The organism is Cellulophaga sp. L1A9, from assembly GCF_009797025.1.
Taxonomy (GTDB): Bacteria; Bacteroidota; Bacteroidia; order Flavobacteriales; family Flavobacteriaceae; genus Cellulophaga.
The window spans coordinates 5023505-5046330 of sequence record NZ_CP047027.1 but is presented as its reverse complement, the minus strand read 5'-3'; the positions used below and the strand labels follow the sequence as shown (position 1 = coordinate 5046330).

Genomic DNA, 22826 nt, shown 5'->3' with positions numbered 1-22826 from the left:
TGGCTTTTTTTTATAGAAAAAGATTAATGATGCAAACCGAAATAAAGCCAGTTAGTGCTAAAATGGTCGTCATCATGGTCCAAGATTTAAAGGTGTCTTTTTCCGATATTCTAAGGTATTGTCCCACAAGCCAAAATCCGCTATCATTTACATGTGAAAAAATACTGGCTCCAGAAGCAATAGCAATAACCAAACAAGCTAATTCTGGTTTGCTAAGCGAAGCTTCAATAAGTAATGGTGCAACAAGACCGGCAGAAGTAATCATGGCCACAGTAGAAGATCCTTGAATAATACGTACTATAGCCGCAGTGGTGAATGCAAAAGCTAAAACAGGAAAACCTACATCACTTAAGGAAGTAGCTAGTAATTCACCCGCTCCTGTATCTGTTAGAACTTGTTTAAAAACGCCGCCTGCTCCTGTTAATAAAATTATTGTTCCTGCAGGTTCAAGAGATTTGCTTGTGATTTTAAACAATTCATTTTTGCTCATTCCGCGTTTGATACCAAAAAAATACCAAGCTAATAAATTCGCGATAATTAATGCGGTGAAGGGATGACCGACTAATTCAATAAAATTTAATACTTGTGGATCAACATCCCCTAGGACACCACTAGTCATAAAAGTATTTAATAAAATCAGTAAAATGGGTGTGCCAATTATACCTAAGGTGATTCCTATTTCTGGCAGACGATCATGAACTGTACTTTCTGTTTCTTCAGGGGCTTCAACGTGTATTTTTTTTGCAATGTATTTTCCAAAAAGCAACCCACTAACCAAAGCGGTAGGGATGCCTACAATGAACCCTATAAGAATTACCCAACCTAATTCTGCTCCAATAATATCAGCCACAGCAATAGGGCCTGGAGTGGGAGGGATAAAAGCGTGCGTAATGGCTAAACCTGCTAATAGAGGAATAGCGTATAGTAATAATGATTTTTTTGTTTTACGCTGTAAGGCATAGATCATAGGTACTAGAATAATAAAAGCAACATCAAAAAATACGGGGATTGCGATTAAAAATCCAGAAATAACCATTGCAGAAGGAGCATTTTTTAATCCGAATTTAGAGATCATAAAATTAGCGATGGTTTTTGCGCCACCAGAACTTTCTAGTATTGCCCCAAACATTGCTCCTAAACCAACAACTGTAGCGACGAAACCTAAGGTGCCCCCCATACCATTTTTTACGGTATCAATAATTTCTGTAGCATTTAAACCAGCAACTAAGCCTACAGTAATACTTCCAATTAATAAAGCTATAAAAGCGTTGATTTTAAGCTTAAGGATTAAAAATAAAAGGATAGCTATACCAAATATAACTGCGAGGATCAGTTGAGTTTCCACTAGTTGAGTTGGTTTTTTATTTCGGTAATAATTTCTTCAGGATTTAAGCTAATAGATACTGTAATAACATTCTCCGTAGAATCAGGTGTTTCTAAAGCATCAAATTGAGACTTTAAAAGGTCTGAACGCATGAAATGATTCTCTCTGCTATTCAATCTATTATAAATAAGTTCAAAAGAGCCTTCTAGAAAGATAAAGCAGTGCTTTTGCAATGTATTAGATAACAAAGTTCGGTATTTTTTTTTAAGTGCAGAACAAGCAATTAAAGCACCTTTATTACTGTTTTCTATACCTATGCTATTTAGTTTCACTAACCAATCGTGGCGGTCCTCATCATTTAATGGATGGCCGGCTGCCATTTTATCAATATTTGCTTGGGGATGAAAGTCGTCACCATCATAAAATGGAATGCCCCATTCTTTAGAAAGTAGTTTTCCGATGGTGCTTTTTCCTGTTCCCGAAACACCCATTATATAAAAAATTACGCCATCAAACTTGTTCATTTATTATCGGTTTCAATTTTATGTACTACGTCTGTGATTTTCTCATCAAAATCTACCCAAGTAATTCCCGCTGTTTTACGAAACCAAGTAAGTTGTCGTTTAGAAAATCTTCTTGTATTTTTTTTGATTTCAGAAATTGCGAAATCTAGTTCCCAAAGTCCATCAAAATAATTAAATAATTCTTTATAACCTACAGTTTGCAAGGCATTTAACGCTTTGTGTTCTATTAGTGATTTTACTTCTTCAAGAAGTCCTGCTTTTATCATGAGGTCTACTCGTAGATTAATACGCTCATAAATCATTGCTCTATCGGCCTCAATACCAATGGTAATCGTTTTAAAGGATCTTTTGTTTTTATCTTTCTTCAAAAAGGAGGAATATGGTTTTCCTGTTCCAATGCAAATTTCTAAAGCGCGTACTAATCGGTGTGGATTATGAATATCAACTCTTTTAAAATAATCAGGATCTAAGTGTTGTAATTGCTTTTGTAGCGCAGAAATACCTTTTTCAGCAAGTTCTTTATTCAGTTTTTGGCGTACACTTTCCTCGACTTCAGGAAAATGATCTAGCCCTTTAGTAACAGCGTCTACGTAAAGGCCGCTTCCGCCAACCATAATGACAACAGAATTTCGTTTAAATAACTGCTCTAGTTTAGCGATGGCATCTCGTTCAAAGTCACCAACAGAATAAGGTTCGGAAATGCTTTTGTGTTGTATAAAATGATGTGGAGCTGCTGCTAATTCTTCTAAGGAAGGCACCGCTGTTCCAATATTCATTTCTTTAAAAAATTGTCGTGAATCTGCGGAAATTATTTCGGTATTGTAATGTTTAGCAAGAGCAATAGCGAGTTTTGTTTTGCCTATTGCGGTAGGTCCTACCACGGAGATTAAGGTTCTTTCCATTATAATTTACTTCCACAGTTATAACAATGCGTTGCATCATCTCTATGTCCTTCAGCAGAACAGGAAGGGCATGATTGTGTATTTACATGAACATATTTTCCTTCTTTTGCACTTGAATTTCCTTGTTTTTGTTTGCCAAATTCTACGGTAACTATTCCTGTTGGAACAGCGATAATTCCGTACCCCACCAACATAATTAGGGTGGCAATAAATTGTCCTTGTGGTGTTATAGGAGCAATATCCCCATATCCTACCGTAGTAAGGGTAACAATGGTCCAATAAATACTTATTGGAATGCTTGTAAAACCAGCATCCTCACCTTCTACTAAATACATAAGGGTTCCCAGAAGAACTGAGACGATTAGCACTGCAAATAAGAAAACTATGATTTTAGCCCTACTTGCTTTAAGGGCACTTTTTAATTGTGATGCTTCACCAAGAAATCTAACGAGTTTTAATATTCTAAAAACCCGCAATAATCGTAACGCTCTAATGGCAAGTAGTACTTGAGATCCGGCAAGAATATAAGAAATGTATAGTGGTATTGTAGAAAGTAAATCTATAATACCATAAAAGCTAAAGATATATTTAAACGGTTTTTTAATGCTAACTACTCTAGCAATGTATTCAATGGTAAAAAAGATAGTGATAACCCATTCAAAAGCAAGAAGAATAGAATGGTATTTAGCATCTAGTTCTTTAATGCTTTCTAACATTACTATAATTACACTAATGATAATTAAAATAATCAAAATAATATCGAAACCTTTACCTAATGGGGTATCTGCTTCATATATTATTTCGTGAACCTTATGTTGCCAACCTTTATCTGGTTTGTGTCTTCTCAAAATCTATTCCTTAATGTCAATTATTTTTTGGACTTTTCTTTTGCGTAAATAAGTTTCAATGATGTGATTCGTGTTTTCATTACCTTCCATAGGGGTAATAATTGATTCTAAGATAGGTAAATTATTTATTTGATAGTTAAGATCACAAAAACCTAAGCCTTTTAGAACGCCCTCCTTAATTAGAATAACACTTTTTTCTCCTAATACTCTACCTTTATCAATGATTGCGATATTTTTATCGGTTAAGCTGTATTTCTGGATGAGTTCTTTAACTCTAGTGTTGTAGGTTTCTGTAGCTTCTTTTGCTATACAGGCTCCTAAACATGTGCCTTCATCGAATTTAGAACAATTAGCCTTTGCTTGAGATAAACCATTTATTTTATTACAAAGTTGATATTCATCCCGTACCGCATGCAAAAAATTTTCAGCGGCAACTAAACTATTAAAAGTGGCAACCCTTTGGTGAATGGTATTATTTATTTTTTCTGCTTTTAATTGTAAATATCCTTGTTCATTTAAAGAGGCATATACTCCAAATGTAAATAGCTTTCGTTTGTGAAAAGGGTTGTATTTAGGTTTGTTGCGTCCTAATTCTTCATTTTCTTTTAAAAGTGCAATCAGTTCATTTCCTGTTTTCTCAAAAGTTACCTTGCGGGTTTCTTTTTGTATTCTTCGGGCTCTGTTGCCACTGTTTGTAAAATATTGATTGACACGTTTTTTAATATTATTGCTTTTATTTAATAAGATGATTTCTCCATCTTTGTTGTGCATGTAAAATACCCCAACTTCAGAAGGTAAATCGTCTACGATATCTAGTTGTCTTGGAGATAATTCGCCAAGAGTTTCTGCTTTTAAAACAGATTTAACAATAGTTTTATCTAAATCCTTAGAGAGTAATAATTTAAAAAGTTTTAGAGTGGCCAGTGCATCACCGTTGGCTCTATGACGATCGCTCACAGGAATCCCTAGTGATCTCACCAGTTTGCCAAGACTGTATGATTCTGCTTCTGGCAGCAATTTTTGAGCTAACTCTACAGTGCAGATTGTTTTTCGTTCAAAATTAAAGCCTAACCGTCTAAATTCTGTGCGAAGTATTCGGTAATCAAATTGTGCATTATGCGCAATTAAAACAGTGCCTTCCGTGATTTCAACAATCCGTTTTGCTACTTCGTAAAATTTTGGAGCGGTAACTAACATTTTATTAGTGATTCCTGTTAATTTCACTACAAAAGGTTGAATCTCTTTTTCAGGATTTACTAAGCTAATAAACTGATCAACCACTTGGTGTCCATCAAATTTGTGAATAGCTATTTCTGTGATACCTTCTTCATTGTATTTCCCTCCAGTAGTTTCAATATCTAATATTGCGTACATGTATCGTATTCAGAATTCATTTTTAATTAAATGGCATATGCTATCATAGTACCTTTTTTAAAGATTAAAGGTAAGTTTTTTAAACTTTTAGCCTGTATTCTTAGGGTTATTTTATCTGCCTCCAAAAATGCTACTACCAATTCTTACCATGGTACTACCTTCTTCAATGGCTATTTTGTAGTCGCCACTCATCCCCATAGATAAAGTGTCTAAATCGTCTAATTTTGTATTTGTAAGGTCATACAAAGATTTTAAAGATTTAAATTCTCTGCGAACTTGATCCTCATTTTCGGTAAAAGTAGCCATTCCCATAAGGCCTTTAATTCTTACATTATTTAAAGCTTTAAATTCATCTGAAGCTAAAATAGCTAGCAATTCTTCTTTATCTAAACCAAATTTAGTATCCTCTTCAGCAATGTGTATTTGCAATAGACAGTCTATAGTTCTATTGTATTTTTTTGCTTGTTTATTAATTTCTTTTAATAACTTAAAACTATCTACACCATGAACTAAGTGAACATATTCTGCCATGTACTTTACTTTGTTTGTTTGTACATGACCAATCATATGCCATTGAATGTCTTTAGGTAGCTCTTCCCATTTTTGGGTCATTTCTTGGATTTTATTTTCTCCAAAAATTCGTTGGCCAACTTCGTACGCTTCAATTAAATCAGTAATAGGTTTCGTTTTAGAAACGGCAACAAGGGTCACAGTTCCAGGCAACGAGGCTTTAATTTTTTTTAAATTACGAGCAATAGACATAAGATGTATGGTATTTATTTGATAAAGCTTTTAGCCACTTTTTCTGCTTTGCGCGATGCTGAGTAATCATAGAAACCTTCTCCAGATTTTACACCTAATTTCTTAGCTGTAACCATGTTTACAAGCAATGGACAGGGGGCATATTTCGGGTTTTTAAATCCGTCATACATCACATTTAGGATAGATAGGCAAACATCTAAGCCAATAAAATCTGCCAATTGTAATGGTCCCATAGGGTGTGCCATACCTAATTTCATGACGGTATCTATTTCTGCTACACCTGCAACACCATTGTAGAGCGTTTCTATAGCTTCATTAATCATAGGCATTAAAATTCTATTCGCTACAAAACCAGGATAGTCATTTACTTCAGTAGGGGTTTTGCCTAATTTTAAAGACAATTCCATAATAAGCTGTGTAACTTCATTTGAAGTTGAGTAACCGCGAATTATTTCTACCAATTTCATAATAGGAACAGGATTCATAAAATGCATGCCAATTACTTTTTCAGGTCTGCTAGTTACGGCAGCAATTTGAGTAATAGATATGGATGATGTATTGGTAGCCAAAATTGTTTGAGCATCAGTAACAGCATCTAATTGTTTAAATATTTTTAATTTCAGATCTAAATTCTCTGTTGCAGCTTCAACGACTAAATCCATGTTTTTTACGCCCGCTTCTAATTGCGTAAAGGTTGTAATATTGGCTAATGCATTAATTTTGTCAGCTTCGGAAATAACTTCTTTACTTAACATTCGGTCTAAGTTTTTGGTAATTGTAGCGACACCTTTTTCAAGAGATGCCTCAGAGATGTCAATTAAATTAACTTTAAAACCATTTTGAGCAAAAACGTGAGCGATACCGTTTCCCATAGTACCTGCACCAATAACTGCAATATTTTTCATATTCAATGTTTTGTTTTGTTTCGCGTTAAAAAGAAGCTATTATTTGTAACGCAACTCGCAATGCATTTGTTCCTTGTGCTAAGCTTACCACAGGAGTGGTATCATTTGTAATGGCGTCTGCAAAGGTTTCTAATTCATCTAAAATAGCATTGTTATTTTCTACATCAGGATTTTCAAAATAGATTTGCTTCTTAATCCCTTCTGCATTTTGTAATATCATATCAAAATCTCCAGGACTTTCAGGGGCATCTTTCATTTTTACAACTTCAACCTTTTTTTCTAAAAAATCTACGGAGATGTAGGCATCTTTTTGGAAGAAACGAGACTTACGCATGTTTTTAAGTGAAATTCTACTTGCGGTAAGGTTTGCTACACAACCGTTTTCAAACTCAATTCTTGCATTTGCAATATCAGGAGAATTGCTAATTACTGAGACACCACTTGCATTAATGTGTTTTACGGTAGAAGGAACTACGCTAAGAATGGCATCAATATCATGAATCATCAAATCTAATACCACCGGAACATCAGTACCGCGTGGGTTAAATTCTGCTAAACGGTGTGTTTCAATAAACATTGGATTATGAATATTGTCTTTAACAGCGGTAAAAGCTGGATTAAAACGTTCTACGTGACCCACTTGACCTTTAATCTTGTGTTTTTTCTCTAGGAATAGCAATTCTTCTGCTTCTTCTAGGGTATTGGTAATTGGTTTTTCTATAAATATATGTTTCCCTTTTTCTATTGCCTTTTTAGCACATTCAAAATGCGAAAGGGTAGGGGTTACAATGTCTACTACATCAACAGCATCTATTAACTTGTTGATATTATCAAAATAAGTATACCCAAACTCAGCGGCTACTTTTTTACCATTAATAGCATCTGGATCAAAAAAGCCTACTAAATTATATTTTTCAGATTGATTAAGTAATCGCAAATGAATTTTGCCTAGGTGTCCTGCACCTAAAACGCCAACGTTGAGCATAAAAAAATTATTTTTTCAAAAATACGGATACTTAAATGTATTTGCAATCAGATTATTAAGATAAAGGATGTTTTTAAACGATTGTTTTAAATTTATTAATTGAGTTTTCTAGCCCAGTTTTTTTTAACTTCGTGCCACAAAACCAAACCCATTGAGAGATACACTAAAGCATAAAGGCATGCGAAATAAACTAGCAGAAACGCTAGTGGAAAAAGGCATAACAAGTAAAAGCGTTCTGGAGGCTATTAAAACAATTCCGCGTCATTTATTTTTAGATAGTAGTTTTGAAGATCATGCGTACCAAGACAAAGCTTTTCCTATTGGAGCAGAACAAACAATTTCTCAACCTTATACTGTGGCATTTCAAACAGAATTATTAGAATTGAAACCAAATGCTAAAGTTCTAGAAATAGGAACAGGAAGTGGGTATCAAACGGCCGTTTTATTACATCAAAAAGCAAAAGTGTACACCATAGAGCGTCAATTAGAATTGTTCAAAAAAACAAAACTGTTCTTCTCAAAAATGGGGTATCGGCCTAAGAAATATATTTTTGGAGATGGGTATAAAGGATTGCCAGAAGAAGCACCTTTTGATGGAATTATAGTTACTGCAGGGGCGCCTTATGTACCTAATCCTTTATTGGCTCAATTAAAAATAGGAGGTAGGCTTGTAATTCCTGTTGGAAATGAAGAACAAGTGATGACACTTTTTATACGCAAGTCTGAAAAAGAATTTGAGAAGAAGGAGTTTGGGTCTTTTCGTTTCGTACCGCTTCTTGAAGATAAAAATTAAAAAAAAAAGAGCTTTAGTTATTAAAGCTCTTTTTGATACGATCTAAATCTTTTTTATTGTCACGGTCTTTCATTGTTTCTCGCTTATCATATAGCTTTTTACCTTTTGCTAATCCAATATTTATTTTAGCTAATCCTCTGTCATTTAAGAATAGATTTAATGGAATAATGGTAAGACCTGTGTTTTTAACCTCTTTTTCTAATTTCCTTAGTTCACCGCGATTTAAAAGTAATTTTCGCTGTGCTTTCGGGGCGTGATTAAAGTGTGTGCCGTGAGAATATTCATCAATCTGCATATTGATAATAAAAAGTTCTCCACGCTCATTAAACTCACAAAAACTTTCTGAAATAGAAGCTTTGCTTAATCGAATCGATTTTATTTCGGTACCTCCCAAGACTAATCCGGCAGTATACGTATCCAAAATTTCAAAATCGAAACGGGCACGTTTATTTTTTATATTTATTTTCTTTTGTATCACAACTACAAAAATAGTAACAATTAGATGATATACAATTGATCAAACTAATTAATACTTTATTAATTTTGTAATGATGAACCTTCTTCTGCGATTAAGGTCTTAAATCAAACTGATGAAATATTTTTTTATAACCTTTATTTTAGTTCTATCTGCTTGTAAAGATAGTGCTGATAAAAAATTAACAGCAACTGACATTGTCGATAAAGCTATTTTAGTAAGTGGAGGCAATTTGTATGAAACCAGTAAAGTTGCCTTTAAATTTAGGGATAAAGAGTATGAATATGATGCAAAAGGAGCTATCCTAAAACGAAAGTTTGTAAGTGACTCTTTAAACTATATTGATATAAAAACAAATTCTGATTTTCAACGCTATATTAATGATACCCCGGTGGTGGTATCAGATTCGTTGTCATCCGTTTATAGTGAAGCTATAAATTCGGTACATTATTTTGCCCAGTTGCCTTATCATTTAAATGATATAGCGGTGCGTAAAAAACTCTTAGGAGAGCAGCAATTGAATGGTTTATCTTATTATTTGGTTCAGGTTACCTTCAAAGAAAATGGAGGAGGGACAGATTTTGAGGATACTTATTACTACTGGTTTAATAAAGAAACATTCAAAGTAGATTATTTAGCCTATGATTATCAAACTAATGGCGGTGGCGTGCGTTTTAGAAAAGCGTACCATGAACGTTATGTAAACGGAATACGTTTTGTGGATTACGAAAATTATAAGCCAAAAAATGAAGCTGCTACAATAGAAAATATGGCCGACTTGTATGAGTCAAATCAGTTGGAATTGCTATCGAAGATAGTATTAGAAAATATAACTGTAGTTTCTGAAAATTAATCCATTTTTAAACGAATAGACGTAGCTTTACCGTCTATAATACGAACAATAAATAAGCTGCTGTTATCATAATCATCCATGGAAGCATATTTTTCTTCGCCTAACATTTTGTTGACAAAATCTGGTGTGGTGTTGCTATGGCCAACAACGAGTACGTTTTCACCTTCGTGGATAATTTTAAAATCATCAACATTCATGGTAGCCGGATCATAATTATTGATGCTTAATTCTCTGCTTACAGCGGTTGGTGCTGCCGTCATCATAGTTCTATCATAATCTGTACTATAAATAGCATTTAAATCTATTTCGCTAAAAACACGTTCCCATCTGATGGCTCGTCCTAATCCGTCTTGATTTAACTCAGGGTCTTTATTGTCAGGATTACTTCTGTCTTTTTCTCCATGTCTGATAAAGTAATAAGTAGAAACTACACGCTCCTTTGGAGCTGCTTCTATAATAGGTTTATCATCTTTACAGCTTGTAAAGTTTATTAATATAATGGAGACTAAAAGTATTTTAAGAGCTTTCATAGTGATGCTAGAATGATTTTAATGAATAAAATAAGCTACTAAATATAACTCAATATCTTTTAATATAGTATTTCTGGGAGCGATTTTAAGTTTTTAAATGTTCTTAATTTTGAAAATTCTAACAATAACGAATCAATTCGTAAGAAAATAATTTAAGCAAAAAATAGGTTGCAGATGGTCGCAAAGGGTTTTATCTTGCAGTCTATAAAAAATTGAGTATTAACAGTACATTTTAAAGGATAAATCAGGCAAGATGAACAAAAAAATAGACCAGTTAGCGGCAGATAATATTAGAGCTTTAGCTATTTCTATGGTAGAAAAAGCAAAATCTGGACATCCAGGAGGTCCAATGGGAGGAGCAGATTACATGCATATTTTGTATTCTGAGTTTTTTAATTATGATCCTTCTGATATGACATGGCCATTCCGTGATCGTTTTTTTATGGATGCGGGGCATTTATCACCTTTATTATATGCTCAATATTATTTATTAGGTAATTTCTCTAAAACGGATGTTCAGGGATTCAGACAGTGGGGTTCTGTAACACCAGGTCACCCAGAAGTAGATGTAAAAAGAGGAATTGAAAATACATCAGGCCCATTAGGGCAAGGACATACCATGGGTGTAGGAGCATCTATTGCTGCTAAATTTTTACAAGCAAGATTTGGCGACTGGATGAATCATAAAGTTTACGGATTTATATCTGATGGTGGGGTTCAAGAAGAAATCTCCCAGGGAGCAGGTAGAATTGCAGGGCACTTAGGCTTAAGTAATTTTATTATGTTTTATGATTCTAATGACGTACAATTATCTACGAAGACAGATGAAGTTACTTCAGAAGACACAGCTATGAAATACAGAGCTTGGGGTTGGAAGGTAGTAACCATTGATGGTCATAACCATGATGAAATTAGAAAAGCATTAAAAGATGCTAATTCAGAAACAGATAAGCCAACTTTAATTATTGGTAAAACAATCATGGGTAAAGGTTGTGTTACTGCAACAGGCGAAACGTACGAAGGGTATACAGAGCTACATGGTAAACCAATTAGTGATACTGGAGCAGATTTTGTAAAAACATTAATTCATTTAGGAGCAAATCCTGAAGATGAATTTGCAATTTATGCAGATGTGGAGGCGTCTTACAAAGATGTTATCACTAAAAAAATAAAAGAAGCACAACTTAAAAAGCAAGAAATTCTAGCTTGGAGAGAAGAGAATAAGGAGCTATCTACTAAATTAAATTCTTTCTTAGCGGGAGAATTACCTGAATTAGATTTTGAAGCTATTGAATACAAAGCAGGCCTAGCAACAAGAGCAGCTTCTGCAAATGTTTTAGGTTATTTAGCGGGAAAAGTAGAGAATATGATCGTTTCTTCTGCGGATTTATCAAACAGTGATAAAACAGACGGATTCTTAAATAAAACTCATTCTTTACAAAAAGGAGATTTTACGGGTTCATTCTTACAGTCTGGTGTTGCAGAGCTTACTATGGCAGCTATGGCTAATGGAATGGCATTACACGGCGGTGTAATTCCTGTAGTAGCTACATTCTTTGTGTTTTCAGATTATATGAAACCAGCGATACGTTTAAGTGCTATTCAAGAACTTCCTGTAAAGTTTGTATGGACGCATGATGCATTTAGAGTAGGAGAAGACGGCCCAACGCATCAGCCAGTAGAACAAGAAGCTCAAATTCGTTTGTTAGAAAAACTGAAGAACCATAGTGGTGATCCTAGTTTTATAGCTTTACGTCCAGCAGATTCTGCTGAAACTGTAGTGGGATGGAAAATGTTATTAGAGAATGATAAAGTACCTTCAGGTTTAATACTTTCAAGACAGGGTATTAAAGATATAGCAGCAACAGGAGCTTCTCGATATGAAGATGCTTTACAAGCTGAAAAAGGAGGATATTTGGTGCTGAAATCAGAAAATCCAGTGATTACTTTAATTGCAAATGGATCGGAAGTTGCTACATTGGTAGAAGCAGCAGCATTGCTTAAAGAACATAAAGGCCTTGAAGTGAATATAGCTTCTATTATATCAGAAGGATTATTCAGAAAACAATCTAAAGAATACCAAGATAGCGTTATTGCTACAGATAAGCCTGTATTTGGTTTAACAGCAGGATTGCCTGTTAACTTAGAAGGCTTGGCAGGTGCTCATGGAAAAGTATTTGGTTTAGATCATTTTGGATACTCAGCTCCAGCATCTGTGCTTGATGAAAAATTCGGATTTACAGGAGAAAAAGTGTACCAACAAGTCGTTTCTTTCTTGGGATAAAATTTTAAGTATATGATAAAAAAAGCCTAACATTGATGTTAGGCTTTTTTTGTATTTAAAAACTAAGGCAATAAACCAACAGAAAAAATGTATTAAATAGCTTTAGGTATAGTGAAGTAAAATGTACTTCCTTCATTAATTTTGCTCATTACAAAAATTTCGCCACCATTGTTTTCAACCATTTCTTTACAAAGTAAGAGTCCTAATCCAGTGCCTTTTTCTTTATTAGTTCCGTAAGTACTCTGAAGTGCAGAATCGGGCTTAAAAAGGTTATTCTGTATGTCTGGAGTTATTCCCACCCCTGTATCTTTTATTCTAATTTCGAGATATTCCTTTTTTAAATGGGCGTCTACAATAATACTCCCTCCGCAAGGTGTAAATTTAATGCCGTTGTTTAATAAATTTCTGATAATTAAATTAAACTGATTACTGTCGCAATTTACTTCAGCATCCTTCGGTATATTATTACGAATAGAAATGTTTTTCTGATTTGCGTTTTCTTGCAAAAGTTTAATGCTGTTGTTTATTTTTTCACTAACATTGAAATTAATAGGATTATTCACAAAACCATTCATTTGTGACTTACTCCATGATAATAAATTATTTAAGGTGAAAGACATGGCATCGACATCGTTATATAATTTCGGGGCAAAATTTAAAAATTCATTAGGTTTTATGTCGCCATTTTTAATTAAAAGAAGTAAGTTTTTTAGAGCATTGATAGGCGATTTTAAATCATGACTAATAATGGAAAAAAGTTTTTCTTGAGTTTCATTGGCATATTTTAGTGTTTTTTCACTGTTTTCAAGTATTTCCGTTTTCTCTTCTAACTGGCTATTTAAATGGGTGATTGTTTTGTTGTTTTTATAGCCGTAATATGCAATGAGAATAACTAAGAACACAATAAATAGGCTGAAAACAATATATGTTTTTTGTTGTTTGATAGTTCTCTGACTGTCTAATTTTAGATCATTCTGTTCTTTCTGAAAATCAGTTTTTGCTTTCAACAGTGCCAATGCATTTTGTTTACTTTGAAGTGCTACGCTGTCTGTAATGTTTTTAAATTTTTCCAAATAGAAAAGGGCAGATCCTTGATTCTCTTTTTCTTTATTTAATTGATATAAGATTTCAGAAAAGTTTGCAATTGCTATCTGATTTTTATTGGTAGTAGATAACAAAAAACCTTCTTCTGCTAATTCTTCTGATTTTTCTGAATTATTTAGTTGTTGGTAATATTTAGTGTAACCAAGCAACAAATCTTGTTTTAACTTTTCATAAATTAGATTCTTTAATAGATCATCGCTTAAATCAAGAAAAATTATAGCTTCTTCCGGAGATTTTTTATTCAATAGTAAATTTGCTTTGGTAAGGTAAGCGTAGGCAAGCCAAACTTTTCTGTCCTCATCAATAAAAATCTGAATACTTTCATCTAAAAGAATGGCTGCTTTTTCAAACTGATTTGTCTTATTGTATAAATAGCCTAAATTACTTTTTACTACTCCTAACCAGAATTTTTCTTTTAAATTATTAGCGATATCGAGCGCTTTTATGTAATATCTTATAGACTCATCATTATCACCTAAAACAGAGAATAGTGTTGCTAAGTTGGAGTATAACTTTGTTTCTTCTAAGGTATTGTTAGATTTTTGGCAAAGTAGTAAAGCCAAGTTGTAGTCTTTATAAGCGCCTTCGTAGTCGTCTATATATGTTTTGTAAATTGCCTTGATGTTGTACGCTGAGATTAAGGTGCTGTCTGCTTTAATATCCGTACTAAATTGTATCGCTTGATCAATTTTTTTTAAGGTCTCTTCTGTGTTTTTAAAAGCAATAATTTCACTGAAGGAAGAGGCTAGAAGTGCTTTGGCTTGGCCTCTTTTATAATTGATTTCTTTACTTAATTTGTATCCTTCCTCGCTAAGTATGGCTACACTGTCAAAATTCGTATATCTTAATTCCCAACCTAAAGAATTTACTAAATTGATATAAGCGCTGGCTTTCTTTTTATTTTGAAGTCTGTGAGCTATAATCTCTGAAAGAATTTTTTGTTTTTTTTCTTGAGCTTGAAGCTGTGAAACATTTGAAGAAAAAAGAAACAATAAGAAAATAATCGTAATAGTGTTACATTTCATAGTATCGCAAAGTGGCTGGCTTTGCTGAAATTAAAAAAATAAAAGGGAATTAAGAAATTTTATTTCTTATTATTTTCTCGTAGAGGAATTGTAAAATAAAAGATACTTCCTTCGTTTATTTCACTAACTACAAAAATTTCACCATCATTGTTATTCACCATTTCTTTGCAAAGAGAAAGTCCTAAACCAGTTCCTTTTTCGTTAGAGGTACCATAAGTAGTTATTAATGTAGTGTTTTTGGAATTAAAAATCTCACTAAGGATTTCAGGAGACATGCCAACACCTTTGTCTTTAATTGATATTTTAAGAAAACCATCTTCTTTAATGGCATTTACACTAATCACTCCATCTGGGTGCGAAAACTTTATAGCATTACTTAAAAGATTTCTAATCACAACATCAATCTGATTGATATCTGCCCATACAGCTGTATTTGTTGGACTAGTGTTTGTAATGGAAATTCCTTTATTATTAGCAGTTTTCTTCAGTAATTTAATGTTTTCTGTAATTAATTCGTGGATATCAAAATTAGATGGTTCTGTTTTAGAGCCTGTCATTTGTGTTCTACCCCAAGATAATAAATTGTTTAATGTAAATGAAATGGCATCTACGTCATTTTTAACTTTAGGGGTAAAATCTAAAAATTCTTCTTGTGTAATCTCGTCCTCTTTTAGCATGCTTAAAACACTTGCTAATGCATTTATTGGACCTCTAAGATCATGACCAATAATTGAAAATAACTTGTCTTTAGTAGCGTTTATTGCATTTAACTCTTCTTCTCTTTTTTCAAGAGCTTTTGTTTTCAATCGGAGTTCATTATTAAATTTCTTACGTGCTTTAGATTGTTTGCGCAATAAAAATATGATCAAAGCTAAAATAGCAAGGATGATAAGGCTTAAATAGATATAGATGTTTTGTCTTGCTTTTGCTTTTTCATTAGCTAGTTCGACATCTTTTTGTTGTTTTTCGAACTCTAATTTGGTTTTTAATATGCCAAGGCTATTTAAATTTTCTTTACGAGAGATAGAGTCTGATAAAAGTTTGTATACTTCGTGATACTTTAAGGCGCTGTCTATATTGTTATTGTTCTTATTAATTTTGTATAACAGATTGTTCGATGTTTTTGAATCATCTAAGAGGCTTAACCTTTTTCCAATGTCTAATGAGGCAATTGCGTTTTCTTCAGCATCAACATAATTGTAGAGCTTAAAATACGCTTCAGATAAAGAGTTTAAGAGTTGCGCTTTGCTTCGGTCATCATTTAAGTCCTCGTGTAGTGTAAGCGCTTTGTCATACCAGTAGAGGGCTAGTTTGGGCCTATTTTGCTTTAAATACAGATCTCCTTTTACCATGTAGGAGTACGCCAGCCAATCATCAATTTTTTTCTCCTCAAAAATGACGATACTACTATCTATATATATTTTAGCATTCTCAAAATCTTTTAGTTTTACATATAAGTCTGCAATGTTACTGCTGCTTTGTGCTTTATATACGTCTTCTCCTAATTGATGATTTAATTTTTGAATTTCTTTATAAATTATCAAACTTTGTTTATAGTCTTTTTGTGCAAGATATAAGTGAGCGATGTTTTCTTTTACAAACGATAAGTTTAAAATATCATTTGTAGCAGTGGCAATTTCAATAGCCATTAAATATGCTTTTAGTGCTTCTGCGTGATTACCTATATCATAATTTAAGATACCAAGTCTGTTTAAAGCTAGTATTTGAAGTTTGGCGTCTTTATTTTTATTAGCGATAACGTATGCTTTTTCTAAAGATTTTATGGCTTTATCGTTCTCGCCTTTATAAGATTGGCAATGACTAATGCCTGCAAGAGCTAGTACACTACCTTCGACATATTTAGTTTTAGCACTTAATTTTTGGGCTTTTTGAGAATAATAGTATAGACTGTCAATGTTTTTAAAGTAATATTCTTTTCCTATTGAATTTAATAGGTTAATATAGTTGTGATCAGCAGTGTCAAAATTTTCACTTTTCTGAAATTTATGTACTTCTGAATATAAACTGTCTAATTGAGTACTTTGGGAATAGGTGAAAGTAGGGTTGAAAAATTGTAAGAAGATAAATAGAACGAAAGGTCTCTTCATATAATTATAAATGATAAAATAGTCAACCATATTTGGGAAAAATGTTGAATGTCTTTTTTTTTATAAATGTAATTTAGAACTACTTGATTGGAAAATTTTTGTTGTGAAACGATGTTTTTAACTGGTATAAGTACAAAGTTTTATATAAATAAGCTTTTTCTTAAGGAAAATTACTTCTTTAATAGGATTGTTTCATATGGAAAATGCTTGATTTTTAGTGTAATAATGTAGTGGGGGACACTTTTTTGAAAATTTATTTAAAATAGTGATTATTTTATTTTGCAAATAGCATCTAAAAAATTAACTTTGCAGCCGCTTACAAATGGTGGTTGTAGCTCAGCTGGTTAGAGCATCGGTTTGTGGTACCGAGGGTCGCCGGTTCGAACCCGGTCTTCCACCCAGAAATAAAGCCTTATCAATTTTGATAAGGCTTTTTTTGTGGCTATAATTAAAGAAAAATGCCTTTGTAAGAATACAAAGGCATTTTTTATTTTAATATGTGGTAAGTGCTATTTATTAGCCTTATCTACCACAAGTCTATCTTTTCTATTGGCAACTTCCCAACCCGTGTAAAACACTAAACGAGCTCTATTTTCAAGCAAATCATAATTAATCTTGTCAGGAGTATCTCCTGGAGCATGGTAATCGTCATGTGTACCGTTGAAATAAAAAATAATAGGAATATTGTTTTTTACAAAATTGTAATGATCACTTCTATAATAAAATCTATTTGGATCATTTTCATCATTGTAGGTGTAGTCCAAAGCAATGTTCATATACTTTTCATTTACCTCTTCTGATATGTTGTGTAAATCTGTACTCAATTTATCAGATCCAATTAAATAAATATAATTGCGATCTCCTTCTCTTTTAGGGTCAATACGGCCAATCATATCTATGTTTAAATCCGCAACAGTTTCTGATAAAGGAAAAATAGGGTCAAAGTCCGTATAGTACTGAGAACCTAATAAGCCTTTCTCTTCTCCTGTAACGTGTAAAAACACAATAGATCTTTTAGGACCTTTACCTTCATCTGCAGCTTTCTTAAAAGCCTGCGCAATTTCTAACAAGGCTACAGTACCTGAACCATCATCATCAGCACCATTATTTATTTCACCATCTTTTGTAACACCAATATGGTCTAAGTGTGAAGATATAATGACGTATTCATTGGGCTTCTCAGAACCTTTTAAAATAGCAACAACATTTTCAGAATTTATGTCCTCATCAGAACTTTTAATAGCTAAGTCTATTTTAGAAGGAACGATTTTCGCTTTATTTTCAGATTTGATGTTTGGTAAGATCGCATTTGCGATATTTTCATTAATAAAAAAGTTAAAGAAAGTATCTGAATTATCTTCTTTAATTTCCATTCTTCCGCTGTCATTCTTTTTCATGTAGTCAAAACGACTCTCAAAACGTGCAAAATTGTTTTCATCAAAATATAAAACGCCTTTAGCTCCTTTAGCCTGAGCAGCTTCAAACCTTTTAGCCACGGATTCAGATAGGTTGCTCCATACAGATTTTTCGGCACTGCCAGAAATGACATAGGTTCCATCCGCATTCATAGGTTCACCCGCTTTTATCAAAACTATTTTATCTGTAACATCAATAGAACTATAATCGGAATATTTTTCGTCTTCGATTCCAAAACCAGCATAAGCAAGTTCACTATAATTTCCTTCAGCAGCAGTGAATGTTAAAAGACCTTCTCCGTTTTTGTACGTTTTTCCATTAATTGTAATAGTGCCTTCAGGAAGTTTACTTACTGTTAATGGTACGTTTTGAAAATAGTTTCCATCGGCCTGTGCTGCAGGGATTCCCATTTTCTTATATTGTTCTTCAAGATATGCCACAGCTTTTTTCTGTCCTGGCTTTCCAGTTTCTCTGCCTTCAAATTCATCAGAGGCATAGATGTACAAATGATCTTTTAACTCTGCTTCCGTAATAGTTTCCGCAAAAGGTTTCGGGTTCATTGTAGCGATTGTTTCTGTTGTCGTCTCAGAAACGGTTTTCTGTGAAGAATTACAAGCCATGGCTAGTAAGGTCACAACAAATGCTATTTTTTTCATTTTGGTGCTCAATTATATAATTAGTCTTTTCAAAAATAATGAAAACAATGAACTTTTGAGTAATCAAACAAAAAATCTATGCTAGTGAAAAGCAGAATGAAGGTTTAATCGTAAATTGTTTGTTGAAAGAGCATTAAAACTATTTATTGATATACTATGGCTAGCAAAACTTTTTTTTGTGTGGATGCACATACCTGCGGAAATCCTGTACGTGTAGTAGCAGGAGGGGGACCTAATTTGACAGGCGAAAATATGAGTCAGAAACGGCAACATTTTTTATCCGAATATGATTGGATACGAAAAGGGTTGATGTTTGAGCCGCGTGGGCATGATATGATGAGCGGTAGCATTTTTTACCCACCCACTAACCCTGAAAATGATTTTGGAATTTTGTTTATAGAAACTAGCGGTTGTTTGCCTATGTGTGGGCATGGTACTATAGGGGCAATTACTATAGGGATAGAAGAAGGATTAATAACGCCTAAAACGCCAGGTAGTGTGCGGATGGAAACTCCTGCAGGTTTAGTATTAATTGAGTACCAACAGACAGGAAAGAAAGTAGATTGGGTAAAACTCACAAATGTAAAATCATATTTAGCGGAAACTAACTTAACTATAGATTGTACAGGTCTAGGAGAACTAATATTTGATGTTTCTTATGGCGGGAATTTTTATGCCATTGTAGATCCGCAAAAGAACTTTAGAGGGATCCAAGAGTACTCAGCGGGCAAATTAATTCAGTTTAGTCAAGAAATTCGTTCTAAAATTAATGAAAAATATCCAGGAGCATTTGTGCATCCAGAAGATGAGACTATTCGAGATGTAAGTCATATCCTATGGACAGGAGATACTATTGCACCAGAAGCAACAGCACGTAACGCTGTATTTTATGGGGATAAAGCAATTGATAGATCTCCTTGTGGAACAGGAACTTCTGCGCGAATGGCACAATGGCATGCTAAAGGAAAATTAAAAAAAGGCGATAAGTTTATTCATGAAAGTTATATAGGGTCTCAATTTATAGGGCAGATAGAAGCCGAAACTACTTTGAAGAATAAAGTAGCCATACTTCCGAGTATTCAAGGTTGGGCAAAAATATATGGCTATAATACAATACTTATAGATGACGACGACCCCTATGCACACGGGTTTCAAGTGCTGTAAGAAACATCTTATTTCTTTCAATTTTAATTTTTTACTTCTTATAATTGCATAATGTAGTTGCTGTTTTATTAAGAGAGTTTATGCGTTCAATTTAAAGTTAAAAAGAGTGCGATTATTAATTTTAGCGCTTAAAATGCGGGGCTAAGAGATGTATTTCTTATAAATTCCGTAGCTTGGAACCGATAATTTTTTTTAGGGTGAATCAGGATATAGAAAAATACGTGTTTAAGGAAGGTCTTCCTCATGAGTTTGAAATTAAAAGCTTAGCGACTTTATATAAAGATTTCCACAAGGATTTAATTAAGCCGCATAGAACAGATTTCTATCAAATTATATGGTTCAAAAAAGGAATTTCAAAACATATGGTAGATTTTAATCTTATTAAAATACAGCCAAATACACTTTTATTTGTAGATAAAAATAGTATTCAGTGTTTTGATGAAACAGTACAAATAGAAGGTGAAATTCTTTTGTTTACGGATAACTTTTTTTGCAAAACAGAAGAAGACACTCGTTTTTTAAGAAGCAGTATGCTGTTCAATGATTTGTATGCGATCTCTACAATTCAAATTCAAGAGCGAACATCTCTTTATCATAATTTATTTCGTTTTATAGCAACGGAGTTGCGTAAGGTCACAGATATTTATCAGTCAGATATTCTTAGAAATCACCTTAAAAATTTGCTGTTATTTTCAGAAAGAGAAAGGCAAAATCAGCATAGTGCTATTATAAACAAAGGATCAGATTTAGATTGCGTAATTAAGTTTAGAAACCTGTTAGATAGGCAATTTCATTTTCAGAAATCGGTTACCAAGTATACCGATCAATTAAATGTTACTCAAAAACGTTTAAACAATGCCACCTTAAAGGTTATGGATATAACTCCCAAACAAATGATTGATGCCCGAGTTATCCTAGAGGCCAAACGCTTATTGGTGCACACAGCAGATAGTGTAAAGGAAATAGGGTATACCCTTGGATTTGAAGAGCCGACTAATTTTGTAAAATATTTCAAAAAGCACCAAACAACAACGCCAATAGAATTTAGAAATAAGTTTGGAAATTAATTTTATATCGGGCGTAAAAATACCATTTTAAGTAGCTTTTTTATCATAAACGTTTAACTCTCTTAGCGCAAATTTGCGGTATAATTTAACCCCAATAAATTAAACAAATTTGACGAGATGAAATTATTAATTGATGTATTAGGATGGTCAGGTTCTGGCTTTTTAATTCTTGCTTATGGACTAACATTAGTAGAGAACAATAAGTATGTTAGTTACTCGAAATATTTAAATCTTTTTGGGGCGCTCTTAATAGCCATTAACTGTTACTACTACAATGCCATACCTTCATTTGTTTCTAATTTAATTTGGTCTGTTATGGCTACCTTAACCATATATAAAACAAAAAAACGCGAACGTTATTTTGTAAAGCCTAAATTTAAGATGTAAGTTGTTTTTGTACTTAAAGGAGGATGTTTTTTTGATTAAAATGCAATTTTTGAGTAATAAAATAATCTAATATCTATTCATCAAACAAAAACTCACCTTTGGTTTCGGCCGCCTGTAATCCCCAATCAACAATAAGGTTTAGAATTGGAACCAATGTTTGCCCAAACTCCGTAAGCGTGTATTCTACTTTTAAAGGTGGTTTTTTAGTAAACACTTTTCTATTTACCATACCATCCGCTTCTAATTGTTTCAATTGTAAGCTTAAAGTACGTTCTGTAATACCAGGAATTTCTTTACGCAACTCGTTGTAGCGTTTTTTGCCGCCTATTAAATGGGTTAGTATAACACTCTTCCATTTTCCACCTATCAATTCCATTGCTGCGCTCGTTGGGCAAAATGATATTTTATTATTGATTTTAATCTTTGGCTTTTTCTCAAACAGTTCTTTTCTGTCCATTTTTAAAATATTAAATATCTTACAAAGATATAAAGCTTTACTATAGTATGCAACTATACTTTTTATAGTAAAAATATTATTACTTATAGTGCTGTATTACAATGCTTTATTATTATATTTTTATACTATACTTCTTGACCGTTATTGACACGTACCAACTCTACACTTACATTTGCACTATAATTTTGATAGTATTATAAATCAACAAGTTAAATAATAGTAAAATGAATCTAACAGAAATATTAAACCACCGATACTCTGCAAAAGAATTTGATGCAACTAAAAAAATATCAGATTCAGATTTTCAACAAATAAAAGATGTATTGCGTTTAAGTCCTTCTAGCGTGAACCTACAACCGTGGCATTTTTTAATAGCAGATACTCAAGAAGGTAAAGAGCGAATTGCAAAAGGGACACAAGGGTTTTTCAAATTCAACACACCAAAAGTTTTAGACGCATCTCACGTAATTGTTATCGCAGCTCGCACAGATGCAGACGAAGACTATATGAATAGCATTTTGGAGCAAGAAGACCAAGATGGTCGCTTTGCAGCACAAGAGTTTAAAGATCAAATGCACGGTGGTCGTATGTTATTTGCAAATATTCACCGCTACGACCTTAAAGATTTACCACACTGGATGGAAAAGCAAGTGTATTTAAATATGGGCGCATTTTTATTAGGTGCAGCTACCTTAGGTATTGATGCTTGTCCAATGGAAGGTGTAGACGTAAAAGCCTTAGATGAAGAGTTTGGCTTACGCGAAAAAGGTTTCACCGCTCTAGCGGTTGTGTCTTTAGGTTATAGAAAAGACAGTGACTTTAATGCAAAATTACCAAAGTCAAGGTTTCCTGAAGAAACAGTTATTACTCAGTTATAATCAAT

Annotated in this window: 21 protein-coding genes and 1 tRNA gene; 8 read left to right on the top strand and 14 right to left on the bottom strand. The window is 33.3% G+C overall.

Annotation, left to right across the window (positions count from 1 at the left end; genetic code table 11):
* Window positions 1-10: 10 nt before the first annotated feature.
* The 8 genes from GQR94_RS22250 to GQR94_RS22215 form a co-directional block, all read right to left on the bottom strand.
* Entirely contained in the window at window positions 11-1345 is a 1335-nt protein-coding gene (locus GQR94_RS22250) for a GntP family permease (protein ID WP_158979364.1), read from the bottom strand.
* Complete coding sequence (locus GQR94_RS22245) at window positions 1345-1848, bottom strand: gluconokinase (RefSeq protein WP_158979362.1); 504 nt, start codon at window positions 1846-1848, stop codon at window positions 1345-1347. The genes GQR94_RS22250 and GQR94_RS22245 overlap by 1 nt, the downstream gene beginning before the upstream one ends.
* A complete protein-coding gene (miaA, locus tag GQR94_RS22240; RefSeq protein WP_158979360.1) occupies window positions 1845-2750 on the bottom strand; it encodes a tRNA (adenosine(37)-N6)-dimethylallyltransferase MiaA in 906 nt (301 codons plus the stop codon). The genes GQR94_RS22245 and miaA overlap by 4 nt, the downstream gene beginning before the upstream one ends.
* Complete coding sequence (locus GQR94_RS22235) at window positions 2750-3598, bottom strand: ion transporter (protein WP_158979358.1); 849 nt, start codon at window positions 3596-3598, stop codon at window positions 2750-2752. Before GQR94_RS22235 ends, miaA begins: the two co-directional genes overlap by 1 nt.
* 3 nt (window positions 3599-3601) lie before the next feature.
* Window positions 3602-4972 (bottom strand): exonuclease domain-containing protein, encoded by a 1371-nt coding sequence (locus GQR94_RS22230; RefSeq protein WP_158979356.1) that lies wholly within the window; start codon window positions 4970-4972, stop codon window positions 3602-3604.
* 111 nt (window positions 4973-5083) lie between these two features.
* On the bottom strand, window positions 5084-5734 hold the full coding sequence (locus GQR94_RS22225) for a YggS family pyridoxal phosphate-dependent enzyme (protein ID WP_158979354.1): 651 nt from the start codon (window positions 5732-5734) through the stop codon (window positions 5084-5086).
* A gap of 14 nt (window positions 5735-5748) precedes the next feature.
* Complete coding sequence (locus tag GQR94_RS22220; protein WP_158979352.1) at window positions 5749-6639, bottom strand: 3-hydroxyacyl-CoA dehydrogenase family protein; 891 nt, start codon at window positions 6637-6639, stop codon at window positions 5749-5751.
* Window positions 6640-6664: 25 nt separating this feature from the next.
* A complete protein-coding gene (locus GQR94_RS22215; RefSeq protein WP_158979350.1) occupies window positions 6665-7624 on the bottom strand; it encodes a Gfo/Idh/MocA family protein in 960 nt (319 codons plus the stop codon).
* Window positions 7625-7775: 151 nt separating this feature from the next.
* Between GQR94_RS22215 and GQR94_RS22210 the strand changes: the two genes are divergently transcribed.
* On the top strand, window positions 7776-8417 hold the full coding sequence (locus tag GQR94_RS22210) for a protein-L-isoaspartate(D-aspartate) O-methyltransferase (protein WP_158979348.1): 642 nt from the start codon (window positions 7776-7778) through the stop codon (window positions 8415-8417).
* 13 nt (window positions 8418-8430) lie between these two features.
* Here the strand turns inward: GQR94_RS22210 and smpB are convergent, their stop codons facing one another.
* Window positions 8431-8892, bottom strand: a complete 462-nt coding sequence (gene smpB, locus GQR94_RS22205; protein WP_041558419.1) for an SsrA-binding protein SmpB — start codon at window positions 8890-8892, stop codon at window positions 8431-8433.
* Between the two features lie 115 nt (window positions 8893-9007).
* Between smpB and GQR94_RS22200 the strand changes: the two genes are divergently transcribed.
* On the top strand, window positions 9008-9745 hold the full coding sequence (locus tag GQR94_RS22200; protein ID WP_158979346.1) for a DUF6503 family protein: 738 nt from the start codon (window positions 9008-9010) through the stop codon (window positions 9743-9745).
* Here the strand turns inward: GQR94_RS22200 and GQR94_RS22195 are convergent.
* Window positions 9742-10275, bottom strand: coding sequence for a histidine phosphatase family protein (locus GQR94_RS22195; RefSeq protein ID WP_158979344.1), 534 nt, complete (start codon window positions 10273-10275; stop codon window positions 9742-9744). The two genes, GQR94_RS22200 and GQR94_RS22195, sit on opposite strands and share 4 nt — an antisense overlap.
* A gap of 253 nt (window positions 10276-10528) precedes the next feature.
* Between GQR94_RS22195 and GQR94_RS22190 the strand changes: the two genes are divergently transcribed.
* Window positions 10529-12559 (top strand): transketolase, encoded by a 2031-nt coding sequence (locus GQR94_RS22190; RefSeq protein WP_158979342.1) that lies wholly within the window; start codon window positions 10529-10531, stop codon window positions 12557-12559.
* A 92-nt stretch (window positions 12560-12651) separates the two neighbouring features.
* Here the strand turns inward: GQR94_RS22190 and GQR94_RS22185 are convergent, their stop codons facing one another.
* Window positions 12652-14688, bottom strand: coding sequence for a tetratricopeptide repeat-containing sensor histidine kinase (locus GQR94_RS22185; protein WP_158979340.1), 2037 nt, complete (start codon window positions 14686-14688; stop codon window positions 12652-12654).
* A gap of 59 nt (window positions 14689-14747) precedes the next feature.
* Window positions 14748-16796, bottom strand: a complete 2049-nt coding sequence (locus tag GQR94_RS22180) for a tetratricopeptide repeat-containing sensor histidine kinase (RefSeq protein ID WP_158979338.1) — start codon at window positions 16794-16796, stop codon at window positions 14748-14750.
* 324 nt (window positions 16797-17120) lie between these two features.
* Between GQR94_RS22180 and GQR94_RS22175 the strand changes: the two genes are divergently transcribed.
* Window positions 17121-17196 (top strand) — tRNA-His (locus GQR94_RS22175).
* Between the two features lie 109 nt (window positions 17197-17305).
* Here the strand turns inward: GQR94_RS22175 and GQR94_RS22170 are convergent.
* Entirely contained in the window at window positions 17306-18868 is a 1563-nt protein-coding gene (locus GQR94_RS22170) for a M28 family peptidase (RefSeq protein WP_158979336.1), read from the bottom strand.
* 156 nt (window positions 18869-19024) lie between these two features.
* Here GQR94_RS22170 and GQR94_RS22165 point away from each other — a divergent pair, with 156 nt between their 5' ends.
* The 3 genes from GQR94_RS22165 (at window position 19025) to GQR94_RS22155 (ending at window position 21486) form a co-directional block, all read left to right on the top strand.
* On the top strand, window positions 19025-20032 hold the full coding sequence (locus GQR94_RS22165; RefSeq protein WP_158979334.1) for a 4-hydroxyproline epimerase: 1008 nt from the start codon (window positions 19025-19027) through the stop codon (window positions 20030-20032).
* Between the two features lie 173 nt (window positions 20033-20205).
* Window positions 20206-21099, top strand: coding sequence for a helix-turn-helix domain-containing protein (locus GQR94_RS22160; protein ID WP_158979332.1), 894 nt, complete (start codon window positions 20206-20208; stop codon window positions 21097-21099).
* A gap of 117 nt (window positions 21100-21216) precedes the next feature.
* Window positions 21217-21486, top strand: a complete 270-nt coding sequence (locus tag GQR94_RS22155) for a hypothetical protein (RefSeq protein ID WP_158979330.1) — start codon at window positions 21217-21219, stop codon at window positions 21484-21486.
* A 73-nt stretch (window positions 21487-21559) separates the two neighbouring features.
* On the opposite strand, the gene GQR94_RS22150 is transcribed toward GQR94_RS22155, so the two are convergent.
* Entirely contained in the window at window positions 21560-21943 is a 384-nt protein-coding gene (locus tag GQR94_RS22150) for a helix-turn-helix domain-containing protein (protein ID WP_158979328.1), read from the bottom strand.
* Window positions 21944-22167: 224 nt separating this feature from the next.
* Between GQR94_RS22150 and nfsB the strand changes: the two genes are divergently transcribed.
* Complete coding sequence (nfsB, locus tag GQR94_RS22145; protein WP_158979326.1) at window positions 22168-22821, top strand: oxygen-insensitive NAD(P)H nitroreductase; 654 nt, start codon at window positions 22168-22170, stop codon at window positions 22819-22821.
* Window positions 22822-22826 lie beyond the last annotated feature (5 nt).